The following is a 15592-nucleotide window of genomic DNA, read 5'->3' on the forward strand; positions in this document are numbered from 1 at the left end:
TGGGGGCCGGACTCATATCATTTCCAGTTGTAGCGGGGACAGGATTTGAACCTGCGACCTCTGGGTTATGAGCCCAGCGAGCTACCGAGCTGCTCCACCCCGCGTCGACTGGTTAAGACTAACCCATCCCGCCCCGGCGATGATCAGCGGGGGTCACCAACCGCTGTGGCCCGGTGTCCCAGAATGTCGAAAGCCCGCCTCCGGTGACCCGGAGACGGGCTTCGAACTGGTGTTTCTCTCGTAGCGGGGACAGGATTTGAACCTGCGACCTCTGGGTTATGAGCCCAGCGAGCTACCGAGCTGCTCCACCCCGCGTCGGCTCGCTAACCGTAGCGCACCGACCCGGGGCACCGCAAAACGACTCCGATACCGCCGACACCCACACCGCTGACCTGGGTCGTTGTCAGTCGAGCCAGTTCTCGATCGCCGCGACCGCCCGCCGGCTGTCGGCATCGACCTGGGACCGAACGACTGCCGTGTGCTCCCAACCCTGCTCCCAGAGCACCGTCACCACGTCGCCGATCCGGACCGCCCGGACCAGCCGAACCTCCTCCGTGCCCGGCTCACCCATCCCGTCCGGCATCGGGGCCCGCATCTCGAACAGCACCGACTCGTCGCCGTACACCCCCGAGGCCAGCAGCCGCTGTCGCCACGTCCTGCTGTCGTCGGGCAGCTTCTGGTCGGGGCAGCCGCGCACGGCCTGGCGCAACTCCCGCAACGCGTCGTCGGCGCGGCCCGTCCGGTAGATGGTGATGGTGTGCCGGTAGCTGCCGTCCGGCACGTTCCCCGTCGGCGTCTCCGGCAACTTGTAGGCCAGATACCGGCCCCGGCGCTGGACCAGTGCCGACTCGCTGGAGAGGCGCGTCCCGCACAGCGCCGGCAGCGCCGGGCCCTCCCCCGACGATTCCAAGCCGGTCCGGTTCGGGGCCGCCAGCACGAAGAAGGCACGGTCCGGGATCGAGGTGGGCGGCCGGGGCGTCGCCGTGCCGGAGGGCGGCTGCGACGGCGTACCACTCGGGGCGGTCCGCGACGGCCGCGGGGGCGACGGTGTCGACGCCGGGGTCGGCGTGGGTGACGGCCGGGAAGTCGCCCCGGTCGGCACCGGACCCGCCGTGTCGGCGGGCGGCGGCAGCGGTGCGGAGCCGTCCGCGGGGTACGCCAGTCGGCCACCGACGGCCACCCCGCCCACGAGCAGCGCCACCGCGAGCGTCGAGCCGGCGATCCGGGCTCGGGCACGCCGGTCGGCGAACCGCCGCAGTGACTCGGGATGCGTCAACTCGTGGCCGTCCGCGACAGTGCCGAGCGACCGGTACAGGTCAGACAGTTCAACTGACATCGTTCGCCTCCAACTCCACGGCGCAGAGGTCGGGCAGCAGCGCGGCCAGCCGGGACCGGCCTCGGGACAGCCAGGACTTCACGGTGCCGACCGGGACATCGGTCTCCCGGGCGATCTCCTCGACGGACATGTCGAAGAGGTAGTGCAGGGCCAGCGCCTGCCGGTGCGTGGCGGGCAACTGCCGGAGCGCTCCGACCAGGAGCACCCCGTCCTCGCTCGGCGGGGGTGCGACCGCCGGTGGTCCGCTGCGGCTCAGCAGCACCCGCCAACTGTGCAGACGTCGCCAACGGTCGGTCGCCAACCTGGCCACCACGAGCCGCAGCCACGCCTCCGGCGCCGGATGCGACGACAGTCGCCCCCACTGCCGCCAGGCCCGGGTGTACGCCTCCTGCACCAGGTCCTGCGCCTCGCTGTGGTCGCCAGCGACCGCGTAGCCGTACCGCACCATCCGCCGTGCGGTGCTGCGGTAGAAGTCATCGAAGCTCTGCGCGTCCCGCACGGCTGACCCCCCTCGTTCCCACCCCGTCGCAATGAGGACGGAGGAGCGGCGTCGCAGGTTGCGGTGCTGGACGGCACTGTCGGTGACGTGACAGCTACGCACCGACGGGCACGGCAGAGCCCCCGCCGTTCGGACCTGAAGTGGTCCGGACGACGGGGGCTCGGCGAGGAACTACCTGCGGTGTCGGGTCAGCCGCCGGCGCTCGGGCTGCCGCTCGGCGCACCGGCGGCCTGCTGCGCCTGCTGGAACGCGGTGAGCGCCTCGTCCAACGCCTTCAGCGCACGCCCGTACCGCTCGAAGTCACCGGACGCCTGCGCGGCCCGGACCTCGGTGATCGCGGTCTGCACCCGGTCCGCGGCGGCGGCCAGGTCACCTGCCGGCGGCGGGGTGCCGGCGCTCGGGGTAGGCGTCGGCGTCGGCGCCGCGGACCCCGAAGGCGTCGGCGTCGGGGTCGTCGGGTTGCCCCCGGTCGTCGGGGGCGGCGACGTGCCCTGCCCGGCCTTCTTACCCTGCTCGACCAACTGCTTGATGCCGTCGTTGATGTTGTCGGCGAGCGCCACGAAGGAGCCGCCGTCACCGTACGAGAGCAGCACCTTCTGCAACAGCGGGTACGCGTCCTGCTGGTTGCTCTTCACGTAGACCGGCTCGACGTAGAGCATCCCGTCGGCGAAGGGCAACGAGAGCAGGTTGCCGTACTGCACCTGCGCCTGGTTGCTGGAGAGCAGGTTGAGCTGCTGGCGGATGTTGGCGTTGTTGGTCATCTGCTGGTGCACCTGCACCGGGCCGGAGATCCGGGTCTGATCCGGCAACTCCAGCACCTCCAGCCGGGGCTTCCCGTCGACGTACGACCCGGAGATCAGCGCGGCGAGGTTCTGCCGACCGTTCGGGGTGACCGCCGAGGTGAGCTGGAACCGGGGGCTCTCCTGCCCCGGGAACTGGGTGAACAGGTAGTACGGAGGCTGCTTCTGACCGCTGTCCGGGGCGTCCGGCACGTTCGGCACCTGCCAGAAGTCCTGCGCGGAGTAGAAGTCACCCGGGTTGGTCACGTGGAACTTGGTGAGCAGGTTGCGCTGCACCTTGAACATGTCCGCCGGGTAGCGCAGGTGCTCGCTCAGCTCGACCGGGATCTCCGCCTTCGGCAGCACCAGGTCACCGCCGAACGCCTTGTTCCACGCCTTGAGCACCGGGTCGGTGTCGTCGTACTCGTAGAGCTTCACAGTGCCGTCGTACGCGTCGACGGTGGCCTTCACCGAGTTGCGCATGTAGTTGACGTCCTCGCGGGCCAGCTGGAAGGTGCCCCGGTTGGTCAACTCGTCGGTGGTCTCGGTCTGCAGGTTGACCTTCTCGGCGTACGGGTAGGAGGCCGCCGTGGTGTAGCCGTCCACGATCCACTGCACCCGACCGTCGACCACCGCCGGGTACGGGTCGCCGTCCAGCGTGAGGAACGGCGCGACCTTCTCCACCCGGTCGCGCGGGTTACGCACGTAGAGCAGCTTGGAGTCCTTGTTGACCGCCTCGGAGAGCAGGAAGTTCGACTCCTGCTCCTTGATGGCGTACAGCAGCCGCCGGGTGAAGGAGCCGATCTCCACGCCGCCCTCACCGGTGTAGGTGTAGGACTCGCCGCCGCCCTCACCGACCGGCCTGTCGAACTCTGCCTTCTTGTTCGGGTCGGCCTGACCGACGATGGCGTAGTCGTCGGCCGCCATCCGCTCGCCGTAGTAGATGCGCGGCTGCTTGGCCGGGATCTGCTCGGTCTGCGAGGAGCACGCCTCCTGGGTCTTCTCGCCGAGGAAGCCGGAGACGAAGAACGGCTGCCCACCGCAGACCACCTGGTTGGCCGGGGCGGCCACCAGCCCGTACCCGTGGGTGTAGACGGTGTGCCGGTTGATCCAGGTGTTCTGCTGGTCGGTCAACTCGCCGTAGTTGATCTCCCGGACGCCGACCACGTAGTCGGAGACCTTGCCGTTCACCCCGTACCTGTCGATGTCCAGCTTCGGGCCGAAGTCGTAGAAGCCACGCACCTGCTGGAGCTGGGTGTACGTCTCGCTCACCAGTTGCGGGTCGAGCAGCCGCACGTTCGACACCACAGACGTGTCGGTGGCCAGGTTGCCCGGTGGGGTGAGGTTGCTCGCCGCGTACGGGGTCGTCTCGGTGGCCCCCAACCCGAACGCCGCCCGCGTCGCGTCGATGCTGCGCTGGATGTACGGCGCTTCCTTGTCCTTGGCGCTCGGCTTGACCTCGAAGGTCTGCACCGCCCAGGGGTAGATGCCGCCGATGGCCACCGCGGACACGCCGAGCAGCGCCAGCGAGATCCCCGGCCAGACCAGGTTGCGCATCCAGGCGTTGGAGAACACGAGGATCGCGATCGCCACCACGATCGAGATGTAGGCGAGGATCTCCTTCGCCGGCAGCAACGCGTTGACGTCGGCGTAGCCGGCGCCGTACAACTTGGCGCCCTCGTTGTACTCCAGCAGCATCGCCCGCCGGTCCAACACGTACGCGATGGCCTTCAACAGCACGAAGACCGCGACGAGGGTGCTCAGGTGTGCGCGGGCGGCGTTGCTCATCCGGTCGCCGACGCCCTGCAGGCGGACCCCACCGAAGAGGTAGTGCACCGCCAGCGCGCCGATCACGGCCAGCACCACAGCGGTGAAGGCGACCCCGAGCAGGTAACGCCAGAACGGCAGTTGGAAGACGTAGAAGCCGATGTCGACGCCGAACTCCGGGTCCTTGATGCCGAAGTCACCGCCGTTGCGGAAGAGCAGCCACTGGTTCCACCGGTTCTGCGCCGACAGGCCGGCGAAGAGCCCGACCACCGCGGCGGTCAGCGAGATCCAGGTGCCGAGACGCGGGGTGAGCACCATCCGGTAGCGCTCAAGGGTCGCCTGCTCCACCGAGTGCGGACGCAGACGCGGGCGCAACCGGTAGGCCAGCCACAGGTTGCCACCGACGATCACCGCCATGCCGAGACCGATGGCGAGGAAGAGCACCAGCCGGGTGAGCAGGACGCCGGTGAAGACCTCGGTGTAGCGCACCTCGTCGAACCAGAGCCAGTCGGTCCACGCCTGGACACCCCAGCCGAGCAGGGTGAAGAGCACGAACACCCCGACCAGGACAGCGATGGTGACGCGCCCGCGCCGGCTCATCCTCGGGAGGGGGCTGCTGCTACGCATGACCACTGTTGGCTCCGCACGCTCGATATGATCGGCACCGACCAGGCACCCAGAGTACGGGGTGTTCCTGAGCGTGGCGGGGCACGGTCACACCGGTCAGCAACGCGTCGGCTGACCGCCCGCGCGCAACGTCTCCAGAGCGGTCATCGCCTCGTCCAACGAGCCCACCCGCAACAGCGGCAGATCGGGCTGCGGATTGCGGACCGCCTCGGCGCAGTTGTCCGCCGGCACCAGGAAGACCTTGGCCCCGGCGCGCTTGGCGCCGACCAGCTTTTGGGCGATCCCGCCGATCGGGCCGACGGCGCCCTCGTCGTCGATCGTGCCGGTGCCGGCGATGATCTGACCGCCGGTGAGGTCGGCCGGGGTCAACTTGTCCACGATCCCCAGGGCGAACATCAGACCGGCACTCGGCCCACCGATGTCCCCCAGGTCGATGCCGAGGGTGAACGGGTGCGGCTGCTGCTGATCGATCTCGACACCGATCCGCGGTCGACCGTCCTGCTCCCGACTGGTCACCGTCGCGGTGGCCGGCACGCCGTCACGGGTGTAGCCGATGGTCAACGCCGTGCCCGCCGGCTTGGCCCGGACCAGCTCGGTGACCTTCGCGGCCACCGGCACCGGCTGGCCGTCGACCGAGGTGACCAGATCGCCGGCCTTCAGCGCCCCGGCCGCCGGGCCGTCCGCGGCCACCGTCTTGATCACCACCTGCACCGGAAAGCCCAGCTCCCGCAGCGCGGCGGTCTCCGCGCTGGTCTGCGACGCCTTGAAGTCCTCGGCATTGCGCTGCTCGACCTGCTCCGTCGACTCCCCCGGCGGGTAGACCAGCTCGCGCGGCACCACCGCCTCGTCGTCGGAGAACCAGCCCGCGATCGCCCCACGCAACCGCACCGTGGGCTGCACTCCCACCGTGGTCAGCCGCAACTGACCGGCCGAGGTCGAGGTCTCCCGGCCGGAGACCTGGATGACCTCCTTACCGTCGGCCGTACCGAGGGTGTTGACCGTCGGCCCCGGGCCCAGCACCACGTACGGAATCGGCACCCGGAGCACACCGATGCTCAGCAGGGCGGTGAACAGGGCACCGAGCAGGACCGTCAGGCCACGACGTCTCATGCCGCAGAGCGTACCGACCAGGCGCGGGCCACCCGCCGGATGCGCCACGCGACTTCGCCCTCAGCGCAACGCCAGCAGCGGCGACCTGGGGCGCGGTCCGCGTACCGTAGATGTCGTGCCTGATATTCCGTTCGGTTTCGCGCTCCCGGGTGGGCAGCCACCAGACCCCAACGATCCCGCGCAGATGCAGCAGTTCATGTCGCAGTTGCAGCACCTGCTCTCCGCGCCGGGCAGCGGGCCGGTCAACTGGGACCTGGCCCGACAGGTAGCAGCCAGCCAACTCGCGGCCGCCGGCGACCCAGCCGTGTCGATGTACGAGCGCAACGCGGTCGAAGAGGCCCTGCGCCTGGCCGACCTGTGGCTGGAGCCCGCCTCGGCGTGGCCCTCCGGCATCCAGAACCCCGTTGCGTGGAACCGCAACGAGTGGATCTTCAAGACGCTGGACGTGTGGCGCAAGCTCTGCGACCCGGTCGCCAGCCGGATGGTCGGCGCGATGGGCGACCTGGTGCCACCGGAGGCGCGCGCCCAGCTCGGCCCGATGCAGTCGATGGTCGCCTCCCTCGGTGGCGCCCTCTTCGGCGGTCAGCTCGGCCAGGCCCTCGGTTCGCTCGCCGCGGAGGTGCTCTCCGCCGGCGACATCGGGCTGCCGCTCGGCCCGGCCGGCACGGCCGCGCTGATCCCGGCCAACATCCGGGCGTACGGCGAGGGCCTGGAACTGCCCGAGGACGAGGTCCGCCTCTACGTGGCGCTGCGCGAGGCCGCCCACCAGCGGCTGTTCCAGCACGTCCCGTGGCTGCGTGGGCACGTGCTCAGCGCGGTCGAGATGTATGCCTCCGGCATCCGGGTCAACCGGGAGGCGATCGAGGAGGCGATGGGCCGGGTCGACCCGACCGACCCGGAGTCGATGCAGGCGATCGCCCTGGAGGGCATCTTCACCCCGGAGGACACCCCGGCGCAGAAGGCCTCACTGGCCCGCCTCGAGACCGCACTCGCCCTGGTCGAGGGCTGGGTGTGCCACGTCGTGGACAGCGCCGCCAGCGACCGGCTGCCCAACGTCGTCCGGCTGGGCGAGGCGTTCCGCCGTCGCCGGGCCGCCGGCGGCCCCGCCGAGCAGACCTTCGCCGCGCTTGTCGGCCTGGAGCTGCGCCCCCGCCGACTGCGCGAGGCCGCGGCGCTCTGGGCCGCGCTCACCCAGCACCGTGGCATCGAAGGCCGCGACGCCGTCTGGGGCCACCCGGACCTGCTCCCGTCGGACGACGACTTCGCCGACCCGGTCGCCTTCGCCATGAACGACATGGACCTCAGCGAGCTGGACAGCTTCGACTTCAGCGCCCCCGGCGGGGTGGAGGAGAAGGCCCCGGGTCAGCCGGACCAGCCCGGTAAGCCCGACGAGACCGACGGCGAGGGCGACGCCAAGTCCTGACGTCCGCGCAACGACGACCCGCGCCCGGGTGCCCGCATGATCGACAGCGGGCACCCGGGCGCGCGTTCGGCAGGTCTGGTGGGCAGTGGCTCGGGTCTTGTCGGCAGGCCGGCTGACGGTTCAGGCGGGTCGGCCCGACCCGGAGAGAAGGGCGCGTGTCGCTTCCCAACCCTCGAAGGCTGGGTCCAGTGTGGCCAGGTCAGCCGGGCCGCGCAGTCGTCGCCAGCCGGCGGTGACCGCCACGTCACCCGGGCGCGGGGCGTTGGCGCGCGCCTGCGCCGGCGTAGCGGTGTCCAGTTCCAGCGTCGGTAGCCAGCCCGGTGCGGGCAGACGTACCGCGACCCCGAGCAGACCCGGGCCGCCGCCCTCGACCGGCGCCACCGCGACCGGTCGGGTGGTGAGTGGGCGGAGCAGCTTGCCGACGGTCAGTGCGGGCAGGTCAGGAACGTCACTGACCAGCACGGCCGCCTGGTCGTACCCCTCCAGCGCGGCGAACACGGCGTTCGGCGTTGGCTCGGCCACCTCGTACACCGCCGTGCCGGGCCAGACCAGCGCATCGGCCAGCGCCCGGTCGGCCGGGGTCACCGCGACGGCGACCTCCACCTCGTTGAGCGTGGCGAGCAGGTCGATGACGTCTTCCGCGAGGGCAGCTCGCCATTCCGCCAGGTCGACGCCGGGCGGCGACCAGTGCGCCGGCCCGAGCAACGCCACCACCACCCGTCGCGCCATCCCCCGACCCTAGCGCCCCACCCCCAACGCACTGCGCTCAGCGGCTCGGGAGAGGGGTGTGGATCAGGTGGGGAGCGGTGCGCAGGAGGCGGCGGCGACCCCTTCGAGGTAGCCGCGGGCGCGTTCCGCCTTGGGATAGCGACCGACCAACGCCCAGAACCGGGCGTTGTGGCTGGGCACGATGAGGTGCGCCAGCTCGTGGAGCAACACGTAGTCGATCACCCATTCGGGCATCTCCTGGACGCGGTGCGAGATTCGGATGCTGCGGTCGGCCGGCGTGCAGGAGCCCCACCTGCCGTTCTGGTTGGTGACCCATCGGACGCTGGCCGGCACCGCCTTCGTGGCGTACCCGGCGAGGTAGAGGTCGATGAGCCGGTTCGCGCGGGCCAGCAACTCGGCGTCGGAGCGGGCGAGGCGCCCTTCCCGGGCGGCGAGTCGGGCGAGCATCCGGTCGACCCACTCGCTCTCCTCGGCGCGGGAGAACTGGTCGGGGATGAGGACGACAACTCGCTCACCGTCACGGTACGCGGACACCGTGCGTCGTCGGCGCTGACTGCGCCGCACCTCGACGACCGGCTTGCGCGTCCCCGCCATCAGTGGCCCGCGCAGCCTCGACTACGTGTCACGAAGGAAAGCTAATGCCCACTGACCAGGGGTCCGCAAGAGTCAACCGCACGACACGCGCCCAGAAAATGGTGATTGGTCGCCAGGCGTCCCGAAAATTTCTTGACCAAAGCGCCATCGCGCCATCTCGTCACCCTTCGTGAACGCCGATGGCGCCGGTACGCGGCACGTCCCCACCGTAGGTGATCACCGTCCCGGATGCCGCCGCGGGGGCACTCGCACGGGTGGCTGTCAGGGTTTGGTCGGCGTGTCCCCGCCAAACTGACTTATCCGACCTATTTCGCCATGCACACTCTCGACGTCGACTTGCTCACAGTGTCGATGCACAGCTGACATGGAACTGCCCAGACCTGGGTAGGGTCCGCGGACCAGCGGTCACGAGGGTGGCCGCGGAGTGAGACCCAGCGCCGGCGCCCCGTGTGGCCCGCCGCCGGGCACCCCGCCGGGACGGCATTGACCGGCGGACGAGACGAGGAGGGCACCGTGGCCGACCAGGCCCAGACGACCTACAACGGTTACTGCGTGAAGTGCAAGGAGAAGCGGGACTTCGAGGGGCACGTCGAGGTCTCGAAGACCGGAATGAACATGGCCAAGGGCAAGTGTCCGGTATGCGGTACAACAGTGAACCGCATCCTGGGTAAGGCCAAGGTCTGACCCGAACGGGTGAACGGGGGCGGGGTGGCCGGTGGCCACCCCGCCCCCGTTGCCGATCGGAAGTACGGCGCGGCCGGGCGTCGGCGACCTGTCGGGTGACCGACAACACGGACGACGGGCTGTGGATAACCCGTCAAAACCTGTGGATAGCGCTGGACAGCAGCCTGACCACCTGTGGACAACGATCGACCGAACGCGAAGATGCGGTCACGATTCGTGACCATGAGCCGCACCGTACTGCCCCGCCCCACCCTGCTGCCCGGTCTCAACCGGCTCTGGCGGGACCGGCACACCCTCCAGCTCGGCGTCGGCCCCGGGCCGGCCGTCCTGCTGGAGTTGGCCAACCCCCGGGCCGCCCACCTGCTCGACCTGCTCGACGGCACCCGTAGCGAGCGCACCGTGCTGGCCCAGGCGGCGAGCGCCCAGGTCAGCGCCGACGACGCGCGTACCCTGCTCGACGCCCTGCGGGCCGCCGGGCTGCTGGTGCCCGCGCACAGCCTGCTCCCCCGCGACCTGACCGGTCCGGTCCGTGCCCGGCTGGTGGCGGAGGCCGGCGCGCTGGCCCTGGCCGCCGCCCGACTGCCCGGCACACCGGCGCAGGTCCTGCGTCGGCGGCGGGCCGCCCGCGTCCTGCTCACCGGCGCCGGGGCGCTCGGCGGGCCGCTGACTGTGGCGTTGGCCCAGTCCGGCATCGGGCAGGTGATCCCCCAGCTCACCGGCCCGGTACGCCCCGTCGACCTGATCGGCACGGGCATCCCCGCCACCGAACTGGGTCGCCCGCTGGCGTCGGCGGTGCGGGCTGCGGTCAACCGCGTCGCACCGGGCACCGGCACCCACCCGAGCCGCGCCGGGCGGATCGACCTGGTGATCCAGCTCGGCACGGACCGGCCTGCCGCGCTGCTCGCCGCCGGTCTCGCCCAGCGCCGGCAACCGCACCTGCTGGTCACGCTGCGCGAGGGCGTACCGGTGATCGGGCCGTTGGTCCGCCCGCCCGCCGGACCCTGCCTGCACTGCGTCGAGCTGCACCGGGCCGACCGCGACCCGGACTGGCCTCGGCTCGCCGCCCAACTCGCCGCCGCCGACCCGGTGGCCGCCGGAACGACAGGCACGGTGCTCGCCGCCTGCGGGTACGCCCTGACCGAGGCGCTGACGCAGCTGGACGGGGGTCAGCCGGAGACGCTGGGTGGCGCCATCGAGATCACCGGTGCCGGCCGTTTCCGTCGTCGGGGTTGGCCACCGCATCCGGCGTGTGGGTGCTCACAGGGCCGAGTGTCCGCACCAGCCCGGCCGCAGAGCAGCAACGGGGCCCTCCGGTCGGTAACAATGACCGGGTGACCGACATCCCGCGCCGCGCCGTGTCCCGCACCGCCAAGCTCGCCGCCCTGCCGCTCGGCTTCGCCGGCCGGACTGTTCTCGGGATGGGGAAGCGCGTCACCGGGCTCGCCTCCGACGTGATCTCCGCGGAGATCCAGCAGCGCACCGCCGAGCAGCTCTTCAGCGTGCTGGGCCAGCTCAAGGGCGGGGCGATGAAGTTCGGCCAGGCGTTGTCGGTCTTCGAGGCGGCGTTGCCGGAGGAGATCGCCGCGCCCTACCGGCAGGCGCTGACGAAGTTGCAGGAGGCGGCGCCTCCGCTGCCGGTCGCGAGCGTGCACAAGGTGCTGGCCGAGCAGCTCGGCCCCGACTGGCGGGACCTGTTCGTCGAGTTCAACGACGTCCCGGCCGCCGCCGCGAGCATCGGCCAGGTGCACCGGGCGCGCTGGCGCGAGCCGGGGTTCGACGAGTCGGGCGCTCCGAACAGCCGCGACGTGGCAGTCAAGATCCAGTACCCGGGCGCTGGCGACGCCCTGCTCGCCGACCTCAAGCAGCTCTCCCGACTCGGCGGGATGTTCCGGGCCATCCAGCCCGGCCTGGACGTCAAGCCGCTCCTGGCCGAGCTGCGCGAACGGATCACCGAAGAGTTGGACTACGAGTTGGAGGCCGAGTCGCAGCGCGCCTTCGCCACCGCGTACGCCGGCGACCCGGAGATCTACATCCCGGAGGTGGTCAACGCCGCGCCCCGGGTGCTGGTCACCGAGTGGGTGACGGGCACCCCGCTTGCCGACATCATCCGCGAGGGCACCGAGGAGGATCGGGACGAGGCGGGCCGGCTGATGGCCACCCTGCACCTCTCCGCCCCGCAGCGGGCCGGGCTGCTGCACGCCGACCCGCACCCGGGAAACTTCCGGCTGCTGCCCGACGGTCGGCTCGGAGTGATCGACTTCGGTGCGGTGGCCCGGATGCCGGAGGGCACCCCGGAGCCGATCGGTCGTATCGCGGCGATGGCCCTGCGCGGCGACGCCGACGAGGTCGTGGCGGGGCTGCGCTCGGAGGGGTTCATCGGCTCGGCCGAGGAGATCGACGCCGAGGGGGTGCTCGACTTCATCCGCCCCATGCTGGAGCCCATCGCGGCGGACGGCTTCCGGTTCACCCGGGCCTGGCTGCGGGGCGAGGCGGGTCGACTGGCCAGCCCACGCTCCCCCACGTACCAGCTGAGCAGGCAGCTCAACCTGCCACCGTCGTACCTGCTGATCCACCGGGTGACGCTCGGGTCGATCGGGGTGCTCTGCCAGTTGGAGGCGAAAGCCCCGTACCGGAGCATCCTGGAACGCTGGCTGCCCGGCTTCGCCCCGGTCGCCTGAGGGCGTCAAGAGACGACATGGGGAAGGGCGGGTGCCTGTCGGCACCCGCCCTTCTGCGTGGGGTGGTACTAGAGAACGCCCAGGTCGCGAGCCGCCTTGCTGCGGCTGGTCATGGCGACGGTACGGGCGGATCGGGTTGCCTCAGTGCTCGTGGTGGTACGACCGGCCTGAGGCCGGCGCATTCGAGCCCGGGTCAACGCTTCGTGGAGTAGTTGCATCTCGAAGGCTCCACTCGGAACGTTCAACATCGTTTTCTCACTCACTGCCGGTGTGCCACCGGCGTAGTTGGAACGGGTCGGGAACATGTCAGGCTGCCAGCCGGACCGCGCCACGCACCTCGGACAGCCCACTGGCCGCCAGGCGCGCCTCGGCCTCGACCCGAAGCGCGGCGTCACGGGCGACGTCCTCCTTACGCGGACGGCCACGGGGCCGCTTACGCGGGACAACCGCGCCACGCTCGAAGATCTCGCCGCCCCAGACGCCCCAGGGCTCCGCTCGCTCAACGGCTCCGGCCAGGCATTCGACGCGCAGCGGGCAGTCCCCGCAGAGCGACTTGGCCAGCTCGAGCTCGGTGGGCGAGTCGGAGAACCACAGGTCGGGGTCGAACTTCCGGCAGGGCAGGTTCGCCTCCATCTCGACGCTCATGTCGAGGGGGGCCAACGCCAGACTCATCTCCCGGTCACCTCTCTCTCACTTCGATCTCGTGGATCGCATTCCGACGTACTTACGGCGGGCAAAAAACTGAGGCCGCGGATCCCGGTAAGCGGGTTCCGCGGCCTCGAGGTGAGCCGGAGTCTGATGGTCAGACCGGTTTACCTCGAGGTGGAACGCCGCGGACATCCATGCGCTTCTTGGCGACCCGGATGCCATTGCCCGTGAAGCCACTGGTCCCCTCGACTCCAGCGGGCGCGACGGTCAGGATCAGCTCGGCCTGAACCTGGTGCACCTGCGGAACCGACGGTCGTGCAGCCGCGAGGGCCACCCGGACAGCCGACAGCGGAGCGTGGACAGACGGCATCGCCGTCAGACGCTCATAGGTGAAGATCTTCACGGGTGCCACCTCCCTCAACGTTCCTCGTATCGACTGGACCGACCCCGTGAGCAGCCGGAATGGCGCCGCTCGCGTGGTGTGTCCTGAGGCTATTCCTCGCGCCGGGGCGAGGGCAAACGAATTTACGACTGGATTTCGAAAGTTTTCTCCGGGCAGACATCGTCCACCCCGGCACCAGCCACGAGGGCCAGCACCGACTCCCCGTAGAGGCCCAACTTCCGGGGCCCGATACCGGCGATGGCGATCAACTCCTCGGACCGGCCGGGTCGCCGCTCGGCCAACGCGACAAGCGTCGCGTCGGTGAAGACCACGTACGCCGGGACCTTCTGCGCACCGGCCACCCGCTGCCGCCACTCGCGCAGCCGTTCGTGCAGCTCATCGTCGATGTCGGACGGGCAGGTGGGGCAGCGGCCGAGCTTGCGGTCCGGGCCGGCCAGCAGGGTGGCGCCGCAGATCCGGCAGGAGACGATCTGGGTTCGCCGCCGCTCGGGACGGCGGGCCGGGCCGACGCCGGCGGTCGCCCGTTCGGTGCCGCCGGAGCGGTCCAGTTGGGGCAGGAACCGCGACGGCCGCCGGGCTCGTCCGCCCGGCGAGCGCGCGGCGGCGTACGACAGCCAGAGCCACTCCCGGGCGCGGGTGATCCCGACGTAGAGCAGCCGGCGCTCCTCCTCGACCTGCTCGACGGTCTTGGCGTACGTGGTGGGCAGGGTGCCCTCGGCGAGGCCGATCAGGAAGACGGCGTCCCACTCCAACCCCTTGGCCGAGTGCAGGGACGCGAGCGTCACGCCGTCCACCGTCGGTACGTGCTGCTGGGCGGCCCGGCGCGCCAACTCCTCGGTGAAGTCGGTGAGGGTGACCGGGCGCTCCACCGAGGCGGCCTCGCCGATCGGCACGACCTCGGGGGTGGCCGCGTACTCCTCGGAGAGCTGGACCAGCGCGGACAGCGCCTCCCACCGTTCGCGGGCGGCGCCACCGGCCGGGGGCGCGTCCGGGGCCCAGCCGACGGCGGTGAGCGCCTCGACGACGGCGGCCGGCAACGGCGTCTCCCCCGGGATCGAGCGGGTGGCGGCCCGCAGCGCGACCATCGCCTGGCGCACCTCGGTTCGTTCGAAGAACCGCTCCGCGCCCTGCACGACGTACGGCACCGCGGCCTCGGTGAGCGCCTTCTCGTACGCCTCGGACTGCGCGTTGACGCGGAACAGCACAGCGATCTCCTTCGCCGGCGTACCCGCGTCGATGAGCGACCGGCAGCGCGCGGCCACCGCGTTCGCCTCGGCCGGCTCGTCGGTGAAGATCCGCAGGTCCGGCTCGGGGCCGGGCGGACGCTGCCCGCTCAACTCCAACCGCAGGCGCGCCTCGGTGCCCCGGGCCTGGGAGATCACCGCGTTGGCGAGCCCGACCACCTGCGGGGTGGAGCGGTAGTCACGGACCAGCCGGACCACCGTGGCGCGGCGGTGCCGGCGGGGGAAGTCGACCAGGTACGCGGAGGTCGCCCCGGTGAACGAGTAGATCGTCTGGCTGGCGTCCCCGACCACGGTCAGGTCGTTCCGCCCGCCCAGCCAGGCGTCCAGCAACCGCTGCTGGAGGGGGTTGACGTCCTGGTACTCGTCGACCACGAAGTGCCGGTACTGGCCACGGACCTGCTCGCCGACGTCCGGATGCTCCTCGATGCCCCACACTGCGGCGCGCAGCATGTCCTCGAAGTCGATCACGCCGTTCGAGCGCTTGAGCTGCTCGTACGCGGTGAACACGTCGGCGACCTTCGCCGGCTCGTGCGGTGTGTCGCGCAGCGCCCGGGCCGCGGCCACCACGTAGTCCGTCGGCTCGACGAGCGACGACTTCGCCCACTCGATCTCGCCGGCCAGGTCGCGGGCGGCGGCCCGGTCGGTACGCAGACCGACCCGGGCGGCGGCGAGGGTGACCAGTCGAACTTTGCTGTCCAGCAGTTCGGGCATGGCGCGGCCGGCCAGCAGCCGGGGGGCGAAGTACCGCACCTGTCGCAGCGCGGCGGCGTGGAAGGTCCGTGCCTGGACACCTTGCGCCCCGAGCAGAGTGAGACGGTGCCGCATCTCGGCGGCGGCGCGGGCGGTGAAGGTGACAGCGAGCACGTGCCGGGGGGAGATCTCCCCGGAGAGCGTCCGGTGGGCGATTCGGGAGGTGATCGCGCGGGTCTTGCCGGTGCCGGCGCCGGCCAGGATGCAGACCGGGCCGGCAGGTGCGGTCACCGCGGCGCGTTGCTCCGGGTCCAGCCCGGCGAGCACCTGTTCCGACGCTGAGTGAACCACCACAACCAGGAATCATCTCAGCTCCTCCTA

13 protein-coding genes and 2 tRNA genes are annotated in these 15592 nt (G+C 71.0%); 4 read left to right on the top strand and 11 right to left on the bottom strand.

What is annotated here, in order from left to right; genetic code table 11:
- Window positions 1–30 precede the first annotated feature (30 nt).
- The 6 genes from ACQP0U_RS27875 to ACQP0U_RS27900 all read right to left on the bottom strand — a co-directional run bounded on the left by ACQP0U_RS27875 (window position 31) and on the right by ACQP0U_RS27900 (window position 6118).
- A tRNA-Met gene (locus ACQP0U_RS27875) sits at window positions 31–104 on the bottom strand.
- 137 nt (window positions 105–241) lie between these two features.
- Window positions 242–315: transfer RNA gene (locus tag ACQP0U_RS27880), tRNA-Met, on the bottom strand.
- 88 nt (window positions 316–403) lie between these two features.
- Window positions 404–1336, bottom strand: coding sequence for a hypothetical protein (locus ACQP0U_RS27885; protein ID WP_433312732.1), 933 nt, complete (start codon window positions 1334–1336; stop codon window positions 404–406).
- Complete coding sequence (locus tag ACQP0U_RS27890; RefSeq protein WP_433312735.1) at window positions 1326–1835, bottom strand: SigE family RNA polymerase sigma factor; 510 nt, start codon at window positions 1833–1835, stop codon at window positions 1326–1328. Before ACQP0U_RS27890 ends, ACQP0U_RS27885 begins: the two co-directional genes overlap by 11 nt.
- Before the next feature lie 188 nt (window positions 1836–2023).
- A complete protein-coding gene (locus ACQP0U_RS27895; protein WP_433312738.1) occupies window positions 2024–5008 on the bottom strand; it encodes a UPF0182 family membrane protein in 2985 nt (994 codons plus the stop codon).
- A gap of 96 nt (window positions 5009–5104) precedes the next feature.
- Window positions 5105–6118, bottom strand: a complete 1014-nt coding sequence (locus ACQP0U_RS27900) for a YlbL family protein (RefSeq protein ID WP_433312740.1) — start codon at window positions 6116–6118, stop codon at window positions 5105–5107.
- A gap of 184 nt (window positions 6119–6302) precedes the next feature.
- Between ACQP0U_RS27900 and ACQP0U_RS27905 the strand changes: the two genes are divergently transcribed.
- Complete coding sequence (locus ACQP0U_RS27905) at window positions 6303–7541, top strand: zinc-dependent metalloprotease (RefSeq protein WP_433321228.1); 1239 nt, start codon at window positions 6303–6305, stop codon at window positions 7539–7541.
- 120 nt (window positions 7542–7661) lie between these two features.
- On the opposite strand, the gene ACQP0U_RS27910 is transcribed toward ACQP0U_RS27905, so the two are convergent.
- The gene (locus ACQP0U_RS27910) at window positions 7662–8270 is read right to left on the bottom strand and encodes a hypothetical protein (RefSeq protein WP_433312743.1); all 609 of its coding nucleotides are present in this window, start codon (window positions 8268–8270) and stop codon (window positions 7662–7664) included.
- 63 nt (window positions 8271–8333) lie between these two features.
- A complete protein-coding gene (locus ACQP0U_RS27915; RefSeq protein WP_238661599.1) occupies window positions 8334–8864 on the bottom strand; it encodes a M48 metallopeptidase family protein in 531 nt (176 codons plus the stop codon).
- A 513-nt stretch (window positions 8865–9377) separates the two neighbouring features.
- Between ACQP0U_RS27915 and ACQP0U_RS27920 the strand changes: the two genes are divergently transcribed.
- The 3 genes from ACQP0U_RS27920 to ACQP0U_RS27930 all read left to right on the top strand — a co-directional run bounded on the left by ACQP0U_RS27920 (window position 9378) and on the right by ACQP0U_RS27930 (window position 12226).
- Entirely contained in the window at window positions 9378–9548 is a 171-nt protein-coding gene (locus tag ACQP0U_RS27920) for a DUF5679 domain-containing protein (protein WP_167457767.1), read from the top strand.
- Between the two features lie 222 nt (window positions 9549–9770).
- Entirely contained in the window at window positions 9771–10883 is a 1113-nt protein-coding gene (locus ACQP0U_RS27925) for a TOMM precursor leader peptide-binding protein (RefSeq protein WP_433312746.1), read from the top strand.
- Complete coding sequence (locus ACQP0U_RS27930) at window positions 10880–12226, top strand: ABC1 kinase family protein (protein WP_433312749.1); 1347 nt, start codon at window positions 10880–10882, stop codon at window positions 12224–12226. Before ACQP0U_RS27925 ends, ACQP0U_RS27930 begins: the two co-directional genes overlap by 4 nt.
- A gap of 306 nt (window positions 12227–12532) precedes the next feature.
- On the opposite strand, the gene ACQP0U_RS27935 is transcribed toward ACQP0U_RS27930, so the two are convergent.
- The 3 genes from ACQP0U_RS27935 to ACQP0U_RS27945 form a co-directional block, all read right to left on the bottom strand.
- Window positions 12533–12898: a WhiB family transcriptional regulator gene (locus ACQP0U_RS27935; RefSeq protein ID WP_030337583.1), complete on the bottom strand. Its 366-nt coding sequence runs from the start codon at window positions 12896–12898 to the stop codon at window positions 12533–12535.
- Window positions 12899–13028: 130 nt separating this feature from the next.
- Window positions 13029–13244 (bottom strand): hypothetical protein, encoded by a 216-nt coding sequence (locus tag ACQP0U_RS27940; protein ID WP_433321231.1) that lies wholly within the window; start codon window positions 13242–13244, stop codon window positions 13029–13031.
- 155 nt (window positions 13245–13399) lie between these two features.
- Window positions 13400–15565 carry an ATP-dependent DNA helicase UvrD2 gene (locus tag ACQP0U_RS27945; protein ID WP_433312752.1) on the bottom strand — a complete coding sequence of 722 codons (2166 nt, stop codon included), beginning with the start codon at window positions 15563–15565 and terminating at the stop codon, window positions 13400–13402.
- Window positions 15566–15592 lie beyond the last annotated feature (27 nt).

The sequence above is a fragment of the Micromonospora sp. CA-269861 genome (assembly GCF_050948505.1).
Lineage (GTDB): Bacteria > Actinomycetota > Actinomycetes > Mycobacteriales > Micromonosporaceae > Micromonospora.

Coding starts and splice junctions, on each gene's coding strand:
- ACQP0U_RS27900 (WP_433312740.1), bottom strand. CDS start 6,118: ATGAGACGTCGTGGCCTGACGGTCCTGCTCGGTGCCCTGTTCACCGCC.
- ACQP0U_RS27905 (WP_433321228.1), top strand. CDS start 6,303: ATGCAGCAGTTCATGTCGCAGTTGCAGCACCTGCTCTCCGCGCCGGGC.
- ACQP0U_RS27910 (WP_433312743.1), bottom strand. CDS start 8,270: ATGGCGCGACGGGTGGTGGTGGCGTTGCTCGGGCCGGCGCACTGGTCG.
- ACQP0U_RS27935 (WP_030337583.1), bottom strand. CDS start 12,898: ATGAGTCTGGCGTTGGCCCCCCTCGACATGAGCGTCGAGATGGAGGCG.
- ACQP0U_RS27940 (WP_433321231.1), bottom strand. CDS start 13,244: ATGCCGTCTGTCCACGCTCCGCTGTCGGCTGTCCGGGTGGCCCTCGCG.
- ACQP0U_RS27925 (WP_433312746.1), top strand. CDS start 9,771: ATGAGCCGCACCGTACTGCCCCGCCCCACCCTGCTGCCCGGTCTCAAC.
- ACQP0U_RS27895 (WP_433312738.1), bottom strand. CDS start 5,008: ATGCGTAGCAGCAGCCCCCTCCCGAGGATGAGCCGGCGCGGGCGCGTC.
- ACQP0U_RS27885 (WP_433312732.1), bottom strand. CDS start 1,336: ATGTCAGTTGAACTGTCTGACCTGTACCGGTCGCTCGGCACTGTCGCG.
- ACQP0U_RS27915 (WP_238661599.1), bottom strand. CDS start 8,864: ATGGCGGGGACGCGCAAGCCGGTCGTCGAGGTGCGGCGCAGTCAGCGC.